This window comes from Arundinibacter roseus, assembly GCF_004348825.1.
Lineage (GTDB): Bacteria > Bacteroidota > Bacteroidia > Cytophagales > Spirosomataceae > Arundinibacter > Arundinibacter roseus.
In genome coordinates, this window is record NZ_SMJU01000003.1 from 159,078 (window position 1) to 178,309 (window position 19,232).

The 19,232-nt window shown below is 43.2% G+C and carries 12 protein-coding genes; 6 read left to right on the forward strand and 6 right to left on the reverse strand.

Features of this window, described 5'->3' with window-relative positions:
- The first annotated feature begins 182 nt into the window (after positions 1-182).
- Positions 183-2,318 carry an alpha/beta hydrolase gene (locus tag EZE20_RS05445; RefSeq protein ID WP_132115334.1) on the forward strand — a complete coding sequence of 712 codons (2,136 nt, stop codon included), beginning with the start codon at positions 183-185 and terminating at the stop codon, positions 2,316-2,318.
- Between the two features lie 204 nt (positions 2,319-2,522).
- Here the strand turns inward: EZE20_RS05445 and EZE20_RS05450 are convergent, their stop codons facing one another.
- Positions 2,523-3,284 (reverse strand): SDR family NAD(P)-dependent oxidoreductase, encoded by a 762-nt coding sequence (locus EZE20_RS05450; RefSeq protein ID WP_132115336.1) that lies wholly within the window; start codon positions 3,282-3,284, stop codon positions 2,523-2,525.
- A gap of 534 nt (positions 3,285-3,818) precedes the next feature.
- Here EZE20_RS05450 and EZE20_RS05455 point away from each other — a divergent pair.
- Positions 3,819-4,190: a hypothetical protein gene (locus EZE20_RS05455; RefSeq protein WP_199879874.1), complete on the forward strand. Its 372-nt coding sequence runs from the start codon at positions 3,819-3,821 to the stop codon at positions 4,188-4,190.
- A 220-nt stretch (positions 4,191-4,410) separates the two neighbouring features.
- Here EZE20_RS05455 and EZE20_RS05460 read toward each other — a convergent pair whose 3' ends face one another.
- The 3 genes from EZE20_RS05460 to EZE20_RS05470 all read right to left on the reverse strand — a co-directional run bounded on the left by EZE20_RS05460 (position 4,411) and on the right by EZE20_RS05470 (position 7,785).
- Positions 4,411-5,580, reverse strand: coding sequence for a M56 family metallopeptidase (locus EZE20_RS05460; RefSeq protein ID WP_228713574.1), 1,170 nt, complete (start codon positions 5,578-5,580; stop codon positions 4,411-4,413).
- A 459-nt stretch (positions 5,581-6,039) separates the two neighbouring features.
- The gene (locus EZE20_RS05465) at positions 6,040-6,414 is read right to left on the reverse strand and encodes a BlaI/MecI/CopY family transcriptional regulator (protein WP_132115340.1); all 375 of its coding nucleotides are present in this window, start codon (positions 6,412-6,414) and stop codon (positions 6,040-6,042) included.
- A 429-nt stretch (positions 6,415-6,843) separates the two neighbouring features.
- The gene (locus EZE20_RS05470) at positions 6,844-7,785 is read right to left on the reverse strand and encodes a DUF808 domain-containing protein (RefSeq protein ID WP_132115342.1); all 942 of its coding nucleotides are present in this window, start codon (positions 7,783-7,785) and stop codon (positions 6,844-6,846) included.
- 366 nt (positions 7,786-8,151) lie between these two features.
- Here EZE20_RS05470 and EZE20_RS05475 point away from each other — a divergent pair, with 366 nt between their 5' ends.
- A complete protein-coding gene (locus EZE20_RS05475; protein WP_132115344.1) occupies positions 8,152-9,453 on the forward strand; it encodes a DUF2254 domain-containing protein in 1,302 nt (433 codons plus the stop codon).
- Between the two features lie 215 nt (positions 9,454-9,668).
- On the forward strand, positions 9,669-11,282 hold the full coding sequence (locus EZE20_RS05480; RefSeq protein WP_132115346.1) for an SdrD B-like domain-containing protein: 1,614 nt from the start codon (positions 9,669-9,671) through the stop codon (positions 11,280-11,282).
- A gap of 197 nt (positions 11,283-11,479) precedes the next feature.
- Here EZE20_RS05480 and EZE20_RS05485 read toward each other — a convergent pair whose 3' ends face one another.
- Complete coding sequence (locus EZE20_RS05485; RefSeq protein WP_132115348.1) at positions 11,480-12,640, reverse strand: PepSY-associated TM helix domain-containing protein; 1,161 nt, start codon at positions 12,638-12,640, stop codon at positions 11,480-11,482.
- A 5-nt stretch (positions 12,641-12,645) separates the two neighbouring features.
- Entirely contained in the window at positions 12,646-15,003 is a 2,358-nt protein-coding gene (locus EZE20_RS05490) for a TonB-dependent receptor (protein ID WP_132115350.1), read from the reverse strand.
- A 224-nt stretch (positions 15,004-15,227) separates the two neighbouring features.
- On the opposite strand from EZE20_RS05490, the gene EZE20_RS05495 reads away from it, so the two are divergent.
- Together EZE20_RS05495 and EZE20_RS05500 are read left to right on the forward strand one after the other, a co-directional pair.
- Positions 15,228-15,965 carry an IclR family transcriptional regulator gene (locus tag EZE20_RS05495; RefSeq protein WP_132115352.1) on the forward strand — a complete coding sequence of 246 codons (738 nt, stop codon included), beginning with the start codon at positions 15,228-15,230 and terminating at the stop codon, positions 15,963-15,965.
- Between the two features lie 249 nt (positions 15,966-16,214).
- Positions 16,215-19,208, forward strand: coding sequence for a SusC/RagA family TonB-linked outer membrane protein (locus EZE20_RS05500; protein ID WP_132115354.1), 2,994 nt, complete (start codon positions 16,215-16,217; stop codon positions 19,206-19,208).
- The last annotated feature ends 24 nt before the right edge of the window (positions 19,209-19,232 follow it).

Below are 19,232 nucleotides of genomic sequence, written 5' to 3' on the forward strand. Positions count from 1 at the left end.
TAAATACAAGATTATATCGTGATTAATACGTTTTAATATTACTTAGTATTTTGTTAATATTTTACTTCTCTACTGTTCATGATATATAGGTTAATGAGCATCTAGTAAACATTGCGTTCTTTTTACTTATTACGCATAGCTCTCTTTGACAAAATCTTACAACAATTGATTTTCTGAAAACGATGCGAATATATTTTACCCTGTTCTGTATAGGTGCACTACTCACTAATTTTGGGGCATATGCTCAGGAAAATCTGTCGGTCTTTGACTATTGGAAAATGCACGACGGCACACCGGGCATGTCCTTGTATAAACATTTGTATAGTCGGGCAACCCACCAAATTAGTGAACGAAATGCGGCCATTACCGAACTAAAAACAAAGAGCGACTGGCAAAAACGGCAGAAATTTGTTCGCACACGTTTAAAAGAAGCGCTGGGCATCTTTCCTGAAAAAACTCCCCTGAATCCCGTCATCACCGGCACTTTACAGCGTGACGGTTTTAGGGTTGAAAAACTGTACTTTGAATCACAACCAGGCTATTTTGTTACGGCAGCGATGTTTATACCGGAAAAAACATCAGGTAAAGCACCAGCCATTCTCTATTGCAGCGGTCACAGTCCAACAGGTTTTCGGTCTGATGTTTACCAACACACGATCCTGAATTACGTAAAAAAGGGATTTGTGGTGTTAGCTTTTGATCCAATCGGTCAAGGTGAACGCCGGGAATACGGCGGATTGGAGGGCAAGTCCTCCCCTACCAAAGAACATGCCTTCGCCGGTGCGCAGTCTTTTCTCGCAGGCCGAAGTATTGCCTACTATTTCGTTTGGGATGGCATTCGCGCCATTGACTACCTGATTAGCAGGCCCGAGGTCGACGCTGCCCGAATTGGAATAACCGGGCGTTCGGGTGGTGGAACCCAAACTGCCTACATCGCCGCTGTAGACGAACGCATACTAGCCTCTGCGCCTGAATGTTACATCACGACCTACGATAAACTCTGGCAATCGGCAGGACCGCAGGATGCGGAACAAAATTTACTTTATACCCTGGAAAAAGGATTGGATATGGCGGATTTTCTGGAAGTCCGGGCTCCCAAACCAACCCTGATCGTCAGTACCACCCGGGATATGTTTAGTATTCAGGGCGTTCGCGACGCCTATCAGGAAGCCCAAGGGGCCTTTCGGGCATTTGAACAGGCTGATTACCTGCAAAAGGTGGAGGATGACGCCCCACACGCTTCAACACTGAAAAACCGGGAGGCTACATACGCTTTTTTTCAAAAACATCTCAACAACCCAGGTTCGTCTGTTGATGTAAAAACAGAGATTTTTAAAGAAGAAGAGCTTTATGTAACACCGCCAGGAAATGTACTGCAACATTTGAAAGGAAAGTCAATATTTGATTTGTCACATCAGTACGCCCTGGATTTAGTAAACAAACGAGGGCACTCTTCAAAAGCGACGGCAGAGCTGAGGGCCTCGGTTATGGAAATATCAGGATATATTGCTCCAAATTCACCTGACGAGTCTATTTTTTCAGGAAGGTTGCAGCGGACTGACTATGCCATTGAAAAATATTTAGTCAAAGGGGCAGGTAACTATTTCATTCCGGTTTTGTGGTTAAAACCAGGAAAATCGAATGGAAAAACGATAGTGCTGCTGGACGACCGTGGGAAATCAGCCCCCGTGGCTAGTGGCCAACTCGCCGATCAACTGGCCAAAGGAGGCTATGATGTACTTACTGCGGATTTGAGTGGATGTGGCGAGCTCGGAAATGGTTACCTCAAAGGCGGGGATTCTATGTTGGAAGGATCACCATTGAATATATGGTTTGCCGGAATTCAGGTACATCAAAGTCTAGTGGCGGTGCGAGCTGCCGAAATTCAAAGATTGGCTACATTTTTTCAACAGCTGTCATCACCCCCTTCGACTGTTTCAGTGATTGCACAGGGGACCTTTGCTACGGATGTTTTGCACGCAGCCATGATTAAAAATCCATTTGAACACATTGTTTTGATTAATCCTCTTTCATCCTTTCAATCAATTACCGAGCAGCGCCTCTACAAGCCAAAGCATATAATGTCTGCCGTGGCAGGAGCCATAACCGAGTATGATTTGCCAGACCTTGTTCGTACACTTTCGGATCAAAAACTGTTGCTAATCAATCCCGTGGATGCTACCGAAACGCCTTTAAATGAACGTTCAATTTTGACTGTTTACGCAGGGAAGGCAACGAAACAATCTTCTTTACCTAGCATCAAACACGGAATCGACGAAGCAACTATTGAACAGGAAATCCTTAAATGGATTAAATGAGTGCGTATTGACCTAAGGGATATAGCAGGTAAAGAAGTACACTTTTAACACCAAAGAGAATCATTTGAATAGCTTATAGGTGAATTCGGAAGTTGATGAAATCCTGATCAAATAGTGAAGTAGAGCATTCGTCAACTTCCAAATTCATAAATTAGCTTTCTTTAAAAAAGCCAAATCGTCTTAGTCTTCTGCTAAAAAAAAGTCTTATTGAACAGTAATTCCACCATCAATAACCTGAGTGGTACCCGTGATAAATTGGCTTTCATCACTGGCCAGAAACAAAACAAGTTTGGCAATTTCAACAGGCTCTGCATAACGCCCGAGCGGAATAGTCAATTCCAATTGTTCCTTTACTGCGGTTGCCTGTCCCGGAGAAAACCCTTCTTCCAGTGAACGCATCATCCGGTTATCTACCGGCGACGGATGTACGCTGTTAACCCTGATTTTTCGGGGTGCCGCTTCGACCGCTGTTGCCCGCATAACACCAACACACGCATGTTTGCTGATAATGTATGCGCTAACATTGGCACTTCCGAGCAAGCCCGCCACCGAGGAAGTAATAATGATACTTCCCCCGTCATTCATTTGGGGCAAGACATATTTGTTGCCTAACCAACTCCCCTTTACATTAACTGCCAGTACTTTATCAAACATTTCTTCCGGGTAATCCTGGATTGGTTGTACCACTCCTTCAATTCCCGCATTGTTAAAAAAAATGTCAATTTTGCCGAAAGCTTCTACTGCCTGAGTAACGTATTTTTGCACTTGCGACGACTTGGTAACATCTGCCATACAATACTTTACGTCCATTCCCCCTATATCTTCAACCGCTTTTTTTAGATCTTCTTCATTTATATCCACCAACAGTACTTTGGCTCCATGTTCCAGAAAAAGCCCGGCTGTTGTTCTGCCAATACTGCCTGCGCCACCGGTAATAATTGCTACTTTGTTCTCTAATTTTTTCATTGATGAAATGTTAAAAATAAAATTGAAAATTACTTTGGTATACGTTTCCTGATCAACTCTCTGGATACTTACAGAAATTGGAAACGAATCTTACGACCGACTTCTTACAGGCAAAAATGATACCCGGCAAATAGCCATTGAATTGCATTCTTTGAGCCAGCATTCCTGATTTTATCAAAGAATAAAAGACAAATGGGGTACTAAATGCCGATTTATATGGGTACTAAATGCTACCTATGAGGCCTGCCATGGTTTTTGAGATTCGGGTAAACAAGGAAAAATTGATCACCAAATACGCGATACCAACTATTTCCGATGTACGTTTAGTAGTAGATATAAGTAGTCCAAAAAGCTTTGTAGTCTTATTTTTCCTGGCTCTTCCCAATCATTTATAGCTTTTGAATTGGGAAAATTAACCCAGATTAAATTATCCATCATTCGTTGATTTTCATATAATTTCCCACATGATGGCATTCCATACCATGTAATCTGCTTGTAGACACATTTCGAGTAAAAGCACAATAGCCCAAAGATGTGAAAGACAAAGTAGTCTGGCGAGACCGCTATTGGCTCACCGATGAAGCCCTAAGTACATACCTGCGGTCCGCCGGTCTATTCGGTTTGGAAATGCATTCGCCAATTATGTGTATCGGCAATGGCATCCCGGCTATTGTTGGTCGTTTCGCCGAGCAGACCAGCAAGGGCTTCATGTGGCGAGATATAGGACTTGACGAATGGCTTTTTGATTTTGATAGTGAAGCAGACATTGCGCGCTTCGCACCCACCGTGCTGGCAGTAGCCAAAGATCCCAAAGCCGCTAAAAAAATGGCAGCTGTGGGGCAAAATTTTGTAAATAAAAGACAGAAATCAACAATGGGCATTTTGGAACAAAAAATAACCGGCTGATTTGAGCTTTCGCTTTGATCTATAAACACTTGCTAAAACGAGTTACATAAAATTAGTGCCAACTTATTCCAACAAGGTGTAGTACGAATAGTTGTCAGGGCACTAGTAAATTTTACCCGCCTCCATAATTGCCACTGTTCATCGACAAGGGATGAAAATAAAGTCTGGAAATGTTTTCTGCCAAAGCCTTATGTTTCTATGACGGTTTATTATTGACATTCTACTTTCCATCATATCTGACCCCGTTGACGCGATGCCCTGAAACGCCTTCCCAATTATACACCCATTCGATCCAGGTATATTGCAGGTATTTTGCTTTATACCTTTGATGTACCGATTCCGGCTGCTCTACACCGTTTACAATCATGAACATGTTGTGAAGTCGGTAAGAAATCGAGTTTGTATCGGATACAATGCCTTCGTTCGTAAGGTCGTTGATAATTTCCTGTTGTGTAGCTTTTGATTTCGCTGCTCTTTGGGCGTCAGACTTACGTCGTAACTCACGATAGATGTGATCATACTCGTTCTCCATGGCTTTCAGGCTGGCTAAGGCACTTTTTAGTGCATTCTCAGAAAATGCCATTACCCGATTGGCCAATTCGATGACTACCTCCGATTTCACATGTTCTTTCTGTATCCGAAAAGCCTCGGTTCGCAGGTTCAATTCTGTTTCCTGAAAAAATAATCGACGTTTTTCATTCATGATCATTCGGTTTGTTTCTCCCAATAATCTATTAGCCTTTCCCAAATCATCCTGCGCCAACGCTTGTTTCAGTTCAGAAATCGAATCGGTAATGGAAGGCAATGAATCGTTGCTGGAAGCTTTACTGGTACCGTCTTCCTGCAATAGGGTCGGTGCTTTCACAGAATTTTTTAAATCTGCGACATTTTCTTTCAATTCAACAATCGTGTTTACAGGTGGCGAAAGGGGCTCTGTCTTTGTCAGATTACTCGCTGGCTTTTGGGGTAAAATTACGTTTTCAGCCTGAACTGAAAAAAGCAAAGTCATGCATACAATCAGGGGAACAGCAAGAAAATACTTTCCACGCATCCATTGAGGCGACCGATTTGTGTAGATCATATAAATTCGCTCTTTGAGCAAGGAGGAGCTAAAAAATTGATTTGAAATAGTCCTGATGGGTGCATGCTTTGCGTAAGAAAGTAAAAAAGTTGCATACTCATCTTTATTTCTTGCGATCTCATCCGCCAGAAATTCATGAGTTTCTTTTAGGGCCATTTTATAAAGCCAAATCCCGGGATTGAACCAAAAAATAATTTTTAGCAATTCAACCAAAAGTATATCTATACTGTGTAATTGTCGAATGTGAACAGCTTCGTGGTTATAAACCGTTTCAAAATGATTTGCATAGTCATTAGGTGAAATAACCATGTATTTTAGAAAAGAAAACGAGCCTGAATTCTTTATTGGTAGAGTTGCTGGTAAAACAAGCGTAAATCCCTCCATGGGAATACACAAGGACGATTCTATTAGCTTTTTCAGCCCAAATATCCCGTTTAAAAATTTGAAAAAGAGCACAAATAGGCCCGCCAAATATATCAGAATTAGCAATATTCCCCAGTCAAATTCAGATGGTAATGGAACCTTTAATGGCACGGCTGAATCGTTTAAAGAAACATTCTGAGCCTGCTGAGATAGTACATAAATGGGCTCGCTAAACTGAATTGCCGGCACAAATACAGCAAGGAAAAGTGTCGCCAATAAAAAGACACGATTCAGGTAAAAAAAAGTATGTTTCCTAAAAAAAAGCCAATAGCAGGCAGAAAATATCAGCCAGCAAAGGTTTACTTTCGCAAGATAAGGGATCTGTTCCATAGACAAGCGGCAGGTTTAATTAGTTTTTTTATTCTTTTCAACATAATCGGTAAGCGCATTGAAATCCTGCTCGTCCAAACCCTTTTCCTTTACAAAAAAGGAAACAAGATTGGCCACGGAATTATCAAAGTAATTTTCCATCAGCTGATCAACTTCATGTTTACGATAGTCTTCTTCACTTATCAGCGGGTAAAACTCGTGGGAGTTTCCATAAGTTCTATGAGAAACAACCTGTTTCTTCTCTAAAATCTTTAAAAAGGTCGCTACCGTAGTGTAAGCCGGCTTTGGGTCTTCCATTTTAGCCAATATGTCTTTTATGAATCCCTTTTTCAGTTGCCACAGGATTTTCATAATTTCTGCTTCTGCCTTCGTAAGCGAACGTATTTCCATTTTTAAAGAGTCTAATAATCCAATGGCCCAAATATACTACTAACTTTTTAGTAAACAAACTAATTAATTAGTAGTTGTGGAAAAATTTTGGGTTCATGGTATTCACTTTGAGTAGAATAACGGGCAGAATTGAAGGATGAATTGTAGCATTAAGGAAGCGCCCATGCCATGGAAAAAGCGACTGCTTTACTTTAAGCCAAAGGCGGAAAAGACCATACTAACAGCTAACAAACCGGCGAACCGTGGCTGTTTTGCGTAAAAAAAAGAAGAACGCAAGCTCTCAATAACCTTTCCCTTGTCCAGCAATGTAGGTAGATGCTAAAACAATGGGAAAGGTTCGAAAAGATTGAAAATCAAGGTCGTATGTTAAAGAAATTGAATTTTAGCTCGTCAATGAGCCGTTTTTAGGTAGCCGCGTCCCAGGTTTTGTTAGGCAGTTTTTTCTGCCGGACGTTTAAAAAGCTTTTTGCCCAGGGTAATAACCTGCGCGATCACTGCTCCCAGGACTACTCCGCCCAAAGCCAAAACCACTACCTTCACCACCCATGCCAGAAAAGGTATGTTGGACAACGAATGTTCTAATGCTTCAATCGAGTGGTGAAAAAACGGAATACCATGCGCAATGATCTCGGCACCAACCCAAAGCATTGCTGCGGTACCTACATAGCCTAGAATAACCAGGAATCCTGGCATTGATTTTACAATCCCGCGACCAATTTTGCGGGTCGTAGGACCAAATTTCTCCTTAGTCATGTGTATACCGATGTCATCAGCTTTTACGATTATGGCTACAAACCCGTACACGGCAACCGTTATGAAAATAGCAACTGTAAAAAGAACTACAATTTGGGTCACCAGTGGGCTTTCATTAACGGTCGAATAGGCAATCGCCATAATCTCTGAGGAAAGGATAAAATCTGTACGTACCGCGCTGCCGACTCGTTTTTTTTCCAATTCTTCCGGTGTAATCACATCCATATCCCCGGCAGACTGTTCCTCTGTTCCATGAGCTGATTTACTGAATATGGAATGAACTTTTTCGTAGCCCTCAAAGCATAGGTAGGCCCCACCGACCATGAGCAGGTAAGGAATTACTGCCGGTGCAAAGTATCCAAGTAGCAATGCTGCCGGACCCAAAAAAATCACTTTGTTGATGATGGATTTTTTTGCAATCTGGAAAATTATGGAAAGCTCGCGTTTGGGATCCAGGCCAACTACATACTTAGGGGTAACCGCCGTATCGTCAATCACGATGCCGGAAACTTTTCCCGTTGTTTTTGCGACCTGCGTTGGAACGTCATCCAGGCTTGCGGCACTAACTTTTACCAGTGCAGCAACATCATCTAAAAGGGCGAGAAGACCACTTGCCATTAAATCAAGGTTTGTTAAGTAAAGATAAGTTATTTGATCCCCCGAGCTAAAATTCGAAGAAAGGATTCGTCAAAAATAGACAAAAAGGGTTGATTAATAGTAGTAAAAAAAGTGGGAATGGTTCAATTACGCTTATCATCGGACATTTTTCTAATTGATACCTGAATCTTCGGAAGTGTTTCCAGCTACCGCGTTCTACGAAAATAATTCAGTTCTGAAAATTCTGCTTCCAAATTATCCTGAAATATAGGAAACATCTGGATCCTGAGGATTAGGAATGATTTTTGTAGTAAAATCAAATTTTGCCTTTATCTGATATACCGTACGCTGACTAAGAATAAACAGTCTGAAAACCCAACGTAAACCATGAATCTACTCTGGAAAAAAATTGTCAGTAGTCTGTGGTTTGTCCCTACCCTAATGACTCTGAGCTCAATTTTTGCGGCTGCCGGACTTTTATGGGTAGATGATACCATTACCTATAGCAAGTTGCCTTTTCAGGGATTTTTATACGGTGGTGATAAAGAAGGCGCGCGGGCGGTATTGTCTACGATTGCCTCCTCTATGGTCTCCCTGGCGGGTGTTACTTTTTCCATCACGCTCGTTGCGCTCACGCTGGCATCAAGTCAATTTGGCCCCCGATTACTACGGAATTTCATCTCGGATAAAGGAAATCAGGTTGTTATCGGTACCTTTATTTCTACGTTCAGTTACTCGCTTTTGGTACTATTGATGATTGGCGGGACGGGTAAAGAGGAATTCATTCCCAAAATTTCGGTTGTTTTTGCATTTCTGCTTTCTATTGTCAGCTTAGGAGTACTTATATATTTCATTCACCACATGGCTTCATCTATTCAGGCCGAAAGTGTTATCACCTCTTCTTTTAAAGCCCTCGAAGAAGCCATTCACAATTTTATGCAGAAGGATAGATCAGTAACTGCATCCATTAGCAGAAATGACGCCCGAAGTACAGTACAAGCTAAGAAACAATGGGTTATTCCTGTGCAGGCTACTCATACAGGTTTCCTGCAAACAATTAACTTTGAAGAAATTTCCGAGTGGGCCAGTGAAAACGATTTGGTGGTCGATATTCGGGTGCAGGTTGGTGATTTTGTATCCATTCATGAGCTAATTGCATACTTACTTTCCTATAAACATCTCAACCCGGAACTTACAAAAAAGGCGACATCCTTTTTTACCATTGGTAGTCGCCGAACGCCGGTACAGGAAATTGATTTCTCCATAAAACAGATTGTTGAAGTGGCCGTTCGTGCACTATCACCGGGCATCAATGATCCCCACACGGCGATGACCTGTATTGGATACCTCGGTGCAGGATTGTCTTTGGTGGCCAAAAAAAACTTTCCGCCAATCGTAGAAATGGATAGAAATGAGGACATCCGGTTAATTAAAAAAAGCTACACCTACCATGGAGTGGTAGGGGCATGTTTCAATCAGATTCAGATTTATGCTACATCCAATATTTATGTCCTTGAAGAGATGCTTCTATCTATACGAAAGGTGATGCCTTTGGTAAAACATGAAGAGTTTAAAGCCGCACTGATTGAAAAATCCGAAAGTTTGATTCATGACCTTAGGAAAAACGGAAAGGACCAACAGGCGGTTGTGAGGGCAAACAGAATCTACGATGAAATTATGCAATACTGACTGGAAAAATATTGGAATATAGATAGTTGAGTTAATGTCTGCATGCTTCAAAAGCAAATGGTCAATTGCCAATTTAAGCGAGAACCATAATGGAACATTTTATACAAACTATTTTTATATCCATTAACCCTTTGAAAGGTGAAATATAGTACTTTCGTAACCGAATATACCTCATTGATAAAACCCTTTTTCCTACTGTATTCTACCACGTCTGAATGAAAAATAACTCTCCACATCTCACAGGCATCTTATTTCTTACCCTTTTACAATTATTTCTGATTCAATCGATTGCCACTGCTCAGAATGAACCTACCGGAAGCATCAGCGGAATCGTCTGGAAAGACCTCAACAATAATGGTCACCGGGATCCTGCTGAGCCCGGAGTGAAAGACGTAAAAATACACCTCTATCTCCATAGTGATACATCTGATTTTTCCTTGTCCTCCATCGGTACACTTTCCACTGCTGTAGATGGTAGATATCGTTTTGAAGGCCTGAAAAAAGGCAGGTATTCAATGCTAATTTCAAAGTATTCAATACCACTAGAGTGCGAATTGAGTTCTTTATATAATGCCACAGGTGTTCCCGATGATCTAGATAGCGATTTTTATCCTTATTATGGTTCCTTGGATTACATATTTATAGATCCATCCCTTCCAGGACAATCCAGAGATTTATCTACCATAGATGCCGCACTCATCTCTCGTCCTATACCGCCATTGGGTAGTGTAAGTGGAGTGATGTGGAAAGATCTAAATGACAATGGAATTCGTGAGGAAGGTGAACCCGGAGTTAAGGGAATTGAAGTTTCTATAGCAACTATGAACAATAGTACAATGTACTCAGATACAACAGATGAGGAAGGTCGATACAGCTTCATCAATTTGTTGACGGAGAACTACGTTTTAAATATGAATAACAAAAGCATTCCTGATAGCCTGATGTTATCCTCCAAGTATAATCGCTCAGGTAATGGAAGTGATACATTATACGAATCATTTTTTAATCCTGTATATTATAGTGCATCATATGAATTAAACACCGATTCAACCGGAATTTTTAGGTACAATAACAGCATGAATGCTGCATTTATATCCAGACCGGCTCAAACCCAACCGGTTGATTTAATGCTTTCCCGAAAAGTTACCCAAAAAATTATTTGGCCTGGACAATATTTTAAGTCAATAGTATCACTAAAAAATCAGGGTCTATCGGTGGTTCATGACATCGAAGTATTTGATTATTACCTTGATTTAAAAAATCCAGAAATGCAGGCACTCTCCTATTCTTTTAATTATATATTAAACAATCCTCTTATTTCAAGTGGTTACACTCCTAAGGAAAATATAAAAAAATGGGTTATAAGATCCTTAGTTCCCGGAGATTCAATAAGCATAACAACTTATGCAAAAGCTTTATCATCGGGTATCTGGTATAATACCGCTGAGATTTCTTACATGGCTGAAAAAGATGATGATAGCACCCCTAATAATCTTACGGCCGGAGAAGACGATATCGCTACAACCTGCTATACCGTACCTTTCCGGCTTAAACAGGGAGAGACCAACAATGCTACATTTAGATTACCCCAACAATTCTCAGGTGTCGTTTGGTATCGAACCGCACCCAACGGATCCAAAACGCAGGCAGGTGTCGGCAATACGCTTGAAGTAACCGAAAACAAGCCTGGAACTTACATATACTCGTTCACATACGCCACTGGAACCTGCCCCAACGATGGCTGCTGCCCGGGTTACGTTTTTGTGGAAGGAAGTTGTCTTCCAAACCTTTGTGTTCCCGTACGTACCAATATCGTAAAGCTCAACTGAGCTAAGGGGAATAGTTTTGGGCAACTAGACATGCACCTAGGGTCCAATCACCAAATAGGATTTGAAAGCGTAGGTGGCAAGTAAAAACCCGCAAATACCAGGCGGGCTTTTACTATCGGCCCTGCTACCTGCCGAAATTAACAAGTGATTTATTCCTACAGGTAGCCTAACCAAAAGCCGCCACTCATCCTTTTATTTCATGATTCCTCCAAAACAACCTCACGCTTAAAATCCCGGTTTTTAACCTTATTCCTTTTGCCGTACCAAATCATAAACCCGGTGACAGGTAAGGAGGCAATCAGCAGACTGATGCAAAAGGCCAGAATCTTTCCGGCCAGTCCACCGATGGCTCCAACGTGAATATCGTAGTTCATCCGCATCACTTTATCGGCAATTGTCGCATCCTTTAACCGACCAAACACATGCGAGACAGGTAGTTCTTTAAGCGTGTACTGATCAAAATAACGGTAATCTGTTTTCCAGTACGTGCCTTTGTCCAGGTTTGCATTGGCAGCAATGGAAGAAGAATCGGTTTCGGGCGGATGTACCTCAATGTAGGCGGCGGTTGGATATTCGGCCTTCATTTTCAGCCAAACCTTGTCAATTCCCGCAAGTGGGGTAACGGTACGAGTGCTGGTCTGTGTTTTAGAAACCGGGTCCATGTATAGCAGAGATTTCTCTCCCCCCAGCGCGGTATAGTAGCTATTCGCAAACCACTGAAACCCCCAAACCAAGCCGGTTAAGGCAAATACCAGCGCAAGGGTACTTGCATAAAATCCCAGAACGTTGTGCAAATCGTAATTTTTTCGTTTCCATTTCGTGGTTGCTTTCCATTGAAAAGCGTACCGTTGTTTGGCAGCTGCTCTGTTTTTAGGATACCACATAATCAGACCGGAAATCAGCAGTACTATAAAAACCAACGTGGCCGAGGCGACCACGGGCTGACCGATCGCTGGCGGCAACCATAGATAAAAATGGCCATCAAGGATAAAATGAAAGAAACCCGTTTCATTATCATTTATCCGGAGTACCTGCCCATCGTACGGATTGATATAAATGGTGTAATAGTACGTCGGCTCGTAGTGGTAAAAGATAGCTTCGGCGGCCTCATTTCTGGAATTATATTTTATGGCATGAAGCAGTTTGCCGGGTAGTTCCTTTCTGGCGATAGCCTCCATCTCAGACGGCATCAGAAAGGCCTTATTTTGTTCCTGAATGTATTTATAGGTTTCTGTTCGATCCAGAATCTCATCTTTAAAGGCGTACAAACAACCTGTAATAGCTATAATGAACACCAATAGCCCGGACGAAAGTCCAAGCCATAGATGAATTTTACCAAAGATTTTCTTAAAATTCATTCGGTTTAAAATTTGTAGTTGATGCTTAGACGGGCATTTCGATACGCCTCGGCCTGCCAGTAGTAAAAGTCACCCCATGCGTAGTAGGTACCCGATATAAGATCGGCATTGAAAAGATTGTTCACGTTAAGTGCTACACCGAATTTATCAAGCTGATAGGAAACGGCGGCGTCAAACCGGGTATAGGCAGGCATGGAGGGATCCAGGGTCCGGTCGTAGGCTCCGTACCAGGCCGTACGCCCGGCTGCGTGGGAGGCACCAAATGATAGCCCCAAGCCTGCCGCCTTACCAGTAGGAACGCGGTAGTTTAGCCACAGGTTGGAAATATGTCGGTCGGTGCCAGGTACCTGACGATTGATTTCAGTATTTTCAGTATCCTTAGTCACCTTAGCGTCGGTGTAGGCATAATTCATGGTGACGTCAAGACCAGGAAAAAGTTGTCCACGAACGTCAAATTCGAGACCTTGAGTGCGGGTTTGCCCTAGTTGGACGGAGAAAAACTGGTGCTCGGGATCAGGTGCCAGCACGTTATTTTTCGTAATTTGGTAAGCAGCTACCGTAGCTGTCCACCGACCATCAAACCATTCCTGCTTGATACCTACTTCCTGATTGGTACCGGTTATTGGCCGGAACCGATCCCCGGCAAAAGTTGCGCCTGCCTGCGGAATAAAGGATTCGTCCCACACGGCGTAGGCACTTGTATTGCGATTGACCGAATAGCTCAAACCTACCCGCGGAGTAAATTTTTTGGAATCAACTTTTCCGGAATAGGGATCTTCGTCTCCGGTTACGGTATATCTACCCGCCAGTGTCACACGTAATTTGTCTTTCAACAGACGAATCTCATCCTGTAAATAAAGGGCTGTATACAAATTATTGTAGTGAACTCCTCGCTCACGCACGCCCAGACTGCGATCAAAAACCGGGTACTGAGAAGCCGCCACAGTACCAAAGGTCGGGTTAAAGACGTTAAATCCCGTGGTGCCGGTAATAGGCCCACCCTGACTCCAGTCGTGGTAGAAATCTTTATCGCCCATATCTATACCGGCCAAAATACGGTGTTTGATAAGTCCCGTAGAAACATCTCCATTGACAAAAAACTGTCCAACCCGCGTCTGGCCCAAAATATCCCAATTGGACGTGGCACGCAGAAGCGTATCTCCCCTAAAACCCGTTGGCCACAAACTCGATCCTACCTGGTTAAAATTGAGATAGGCAAGTTGTCCGGTAAATTTCCAATTGTCATTGATTGTATGTGAAAGAGTTATAAATACCGAATGCTCCTTAATCCTGGTGGGCGTCATATTAGCTTCCAGAGTTGTGAAATCAACCGGCAGATCACCAAGTCCGGTCGGCGAGTAAATGTAGTTGGAACCAATGGGCGACATATTAACTGTCTGATAAGTGTATTCGGTAGTCAAGGATGTTTTTGGATTGATTTGAAATTTCAATACCGGGGCAATTAAGGTTCGGTTATTGAATTCAAAAGGTCGCTGCGTGCCTTTCAGCTGGCCCATCATGTTCAGTCGGTACTGAATTTTTCCATCCTTGGTCAACAGGCCATCCAGATCAAGGGTACTACGATACGTGCCAAAACTGCCTACCGTCATGCCAACTTCACCTTTGGATATTCCCGTAGGTTTTTTGGTCACAACATTATAAAAACCACTGGGTTCGCCATTGGCAAGCATAAAACCGGCCGGACCCTTAACGAATTCGATACGCTCGACCACACTCATATCTTCATTGAGCGGGCCCCAGGTTTCGGTAATGTTCACCCCATTTCGGAAGGCGGCTATCCGTGAACCGCGCATGACAATCCGGGCGTAGGTTTCCCAGTGTTCCGAACGGGTCGCTCCGCTTACATTGCGGATAACTCCCTCCTGCATATTGAAAATCTGCTGGTCCTTCAAATTCTGCGCCGTAATCACCTGAATATTTTGAGGAAGTTCCAGCAGAGGAGTTTTCAAACGCAACGAAATGGATGGATAATCGGTAACATACTTGCTGGGATTGGCACTAATGACGACCTCCTTGAGCTCTTCGCTGTCTTCCAGCAGCGTAAAATTGACCTTGGTGGTCTGCCCTTCCTGTACTGTTACCGTCTGGGATTGGGCTTTTAATCCCACAAAAGATGCCAGCAGGGTGTACTGCCCGGCTTTGATACTTTCAAGCGTGAAATCTCCCTGGGTCGATACAACGGCTCCTTTACCAGTACCTTTTAGCTGAATATTCACAAATTCAGCGGGTTTATCATCGCTTGTGGTTACATGACCACTGATTCGGCCAGTTTGGGCCAGAGAGGAAACATGCGTCAAGTGCAGTAGCAAACTAATGATCAGATAGGTGTATACTAATCTCATGTTAAAAATTTGAAAAAGAGTGTTTTTAGACAGTTTCAGCGGTCTGCTGAATTTTTTGAATTAATTAAGACTAATTCTAAATAGTGAGACAAAGGTACTGACCAAATGATATTGTGCAACAGAAATTAATTTTTTTTGAAAAATTCTGTCCCCTCACCCCGGGCGGCAAGATCATTCCATATCTTAAAAAAACTTATTATATTTGTAATATAAAATTTGATTTTATGATACAAGTTATACATCGCGCTCTGGATTTAATGGAACTCATTGCTATGGATCCTCAAAAACCCAAGCCCCTTGGCGAGCTTGCCGATAGTCTTGGATTAAACCACGGCACCTGCGCCAATATTTTAAAGACGCTGGTGACGCGGGGATATATCGAACAATTGGGTGCTAAGAAAGGCTATATCCTCGGATCAAAATCCTACGTTCTGACCGGAAATGATGCCTACCATAAAGATCTGATGGAAGCATCACAGCAGGCAATGGATGAACTGACAAGGTTGACTAACGAGAATTGTTTGTTGGCTATACTCAAAGACAGTCAACGACTTATCGTCTACCGTACCTTTGCCGAACAGGATTTGCAGGTCAGAACTTCGGAAGAAAAACCTGCGTATGAATCGGCCTCCGGCCGGATGTTACTGGCGATGTTGCCTGCCGAAACGATTGAGCGGTTTATCCTCAAATTTGGATTGCCTACGGACAACGCCTGGCCGGAAGTACATTCCAAAGAGGAACTTTTTGCGGCGCTTTCCCTGATTCAGCGGGAGGAGTTTGCTCTGCAAACTATTTCTAACCGGCACATTGTAGGAATTGCCGTGCCGATTCGACGAAAAGGTATAGTCGCCGCAAGTCTAAGTATCTACCTTCCGGAATATCGGTACATGGCCACAGATAAAACGCAATTGGTCAATAATTTACGGAAAGCAGCGCAGGCAATTAATACAAATTTGAACTAGGTTTTGCCTCAAATTTTTCCCTTGCAGATATATTTTTTTCTGAATCCATTCCTCAAAGCCACAGGTAAATAACTGTGGCTTTTTTGTTTATAAATACAGTTATTTTTATATAATAAAATTTAAATAAGCTTCTCCTACATATTTTGATAAATTTCACTTAATTATTTGGAGTATATCGATAAATAGTACTTTATTTGTCCATAAAACAAATTTTAGTTTTATAATATAAAATATCTAAACTCTTTCCTTATGAAAAAACAACTAAACACGTTACTCCTGTTTGTTCTGTTGCTCGCTGTGGGCCCTGTGGTTCTGGGGCAGGCACAGGCGGTAACAGGCACTGTAAAAGGGGAATCCGATCAACTTCCGCTTCCGGGAGTAAGTATTCTGGTCAAAGGGACGACCAATGGCACTACTACGGAAGCCGATGGAACATTCAGACTTAGCGTGCCGGGACCCAATACCGTGCTCGTATTTTCGTTTGTTGGCTACCAACCCAAAGAAATTCAGGTCCAAAATCAAAGTGTATTGACGGTTAGTTTACAACAGGACGATCGGCAGCTCGACGAGGTGGTAGTCGTGGGCTATGGAACCGTACGAAAGAGTGATTTAACCGGATCTCTGGTACAGGTTAAAGCCAAGGAAATCAATGCCTTTCCGGCAACCAACGTGTTGCAGGCTATGTCGGGACGGGCACCCGGCGTGCAGGTAACCCAAAACAATGGTGCGCCCGGTGCGGCGGTCAGTGTCCGGATTCGGGGTACAAATTCGGTGCAGGGAAGTAACGAGCCGCTGTATGTTGTAGACGGCTTTCCGACTTCGGGCAGCAACCCGACAATACTCAATAACAGTGATATTGAATCCATTGAAATTCTGAAAGATGCCTCAGCTACCGCCATTTACGGTTCTCGGGGAGCTAACGGTGTTGTGCTGATTACCACACGGCAAGGGAAAGCCGGAAAAATGCAGGTTGACTATGAGGGTACATTCAGCCAACAAACCCTACGAAAGAAGTTGGAGTTAATGAATGCTCGTGAATATGCGCAATTCTACAATCAACAGGCGACCAACGACGGACTTGCGCCCTATTTTACCCAGGCACAAATCGATGGTTTCACCGATAGCTTTGACTGGCAGGATCTGGTTTTTCAGCGTGCACCCATGCAAACCCACAACCTGACCATCAGTGGCGGAAATGAGAAAACCCGCTTTTCGATTGGGGGCAGCACGTTTGCACAGGAAGGGATTATCAAAGGCAGTGACTACAATCGGTATTCGCTACGCGCCAACATCACATCCGACATCAATTCTAAGTTTACCGTACAGTACGGAGCGACGCTTTCTAAAATTGTGACGCAGCGTCGAAACAATGCGGGGGGCAACCGGGGTGGAACAATGATCTCGGCGGCAATTTCATCACCTCCTACGCTCACACCTTACAATGAGGACGGCTCCTATCGGGTATTGGCAACGGCCTATCCGTTTATTTCAAACGTTTTGACAAATCCGTTGAACCATATCAATGAACAATTCGATATAGTGGACGCGAACCGTGTACTCGCCAATGCAGCTTTACTGTATAAGCCTTTCAACGGATTAACCATTAAAATTTCGGGAGGTATTGAAAGCAATGATGATCGTACCGATAATTACACAAAGACTACCTTTATCAATTCCCAGGGATCAGCTAACGTATCGGCTACCCGAGGCACAAGTTTGCTAAGCGAAAATACCATCAGCTATGTCAAAACTCTCGGCGATAAACACAATATCTCAGCCGTAGCGGGATTTACGTACCAGGATTTTCTCAATAAATCATTGGGAGGTTCGGGTGTTGGATTTTTGAGTGATATTACCGAAACCTACAATTTGGGTTCAGCCGGAACGCCGGGTATTCCGTCATCGGGCTATTCCTTCGCCACGCTACTTTCCTACCTGGGAAGGGTTAATTATAGCTACGCTGGTAAATACCTGGCCACAATCAGTTTTCGGGCCGATGGCTCTTCCCGGTATAGCGAAGGCAACAAGTGGGGATATTTCCCCTCGGCGGCATTGGCCTGGCGTATTTCGGAAGAAGAATTCCTACGGACAAATACGACAATCTCTGACCTGAAAGTTCGGGCTAGCTGGGGCAAAACCGGTAGTCAGGCTATCGGTGCCTATGCCACGCTGAATAACCTTAATGCCGGAAAAACAGTTTTCGGCGATGCGCTTTACAACACTTTTGCACCGGGTACCCGACTGCCTGGTAATCTGAGATGGGAAACAACTGAACAAACGGACTTCGGAATTGATGCGGCTTTCCTTAATAATCGCTACCGGTTAACAGTAGATTATTACATCAAAAATACCCGCGATTTACTCAATACCGTTCAACTTCCCATTGGCTTTGGATTTACAAGTACGATTCAAAATGTGGGACAGATTCAAAATAAAGGGCTGGAAATATCTCTGGATAGCCGGATTCTGGACGGTGATTTTACCTGGGATCTGGGAGGAAATATTTCCTTTAACCGGAACAAGGTGGTTAAACTCTATAACGGAGCGGATATTCTGGGTGGAAGCATAGGCGTAACGCTGATTAACGATGCAGCCAATTTACTGCGTGAAGGAGAACCCATGAGCGTCTTCTACGGCTATTTGAGAGATGGATATACCGAACAGGGAAAAGAAAAATACGTAGATCTGAATCAGGACGGTGTGATCAATCAACTGGATAAAACGATCATCGGCGATCCAAATCCTGATTTTATTTATGGCTTAAATTCTACCATGAACTACAAAGGTCTGGAACTGACCATTTTTATTCAGGGAACGCAGGGCAATGATCTGGTAAATGTCAGCTCAATAAATAATACACTCGACTACGGCTTTGGACTTAACATGCCGCGCGAGGTTTTTCTGGACAACTGGTCTCCTTCCAACCCCAACGCCAGGTACCCCATTATTTCCCGTTCCAATTCGTACAACTACTCCGACCGCATGGTGGAGGACGGTTCTTATCTACGGCTTCGGACCATTCAGCTAGCCTATCAGCTGCCGCTACAACAGTGGGGTGTGCGAGGAATTCGTACTGCTCAGGTTTTTGTGAGTGGTCAAAACCTATTGACATTGACCAAATACTCCTGGTGGGATCCCGAAACGAACTCACAGGGGGGCGCTAATTCGCTGGGACAGGGTATTGATCATTATAGCTACCCAACCGCCAAAGCCGTAACCGCCGGTATCCGTGTAGGATTTTGATTGGAAACCCAGGCTGTAAATTTT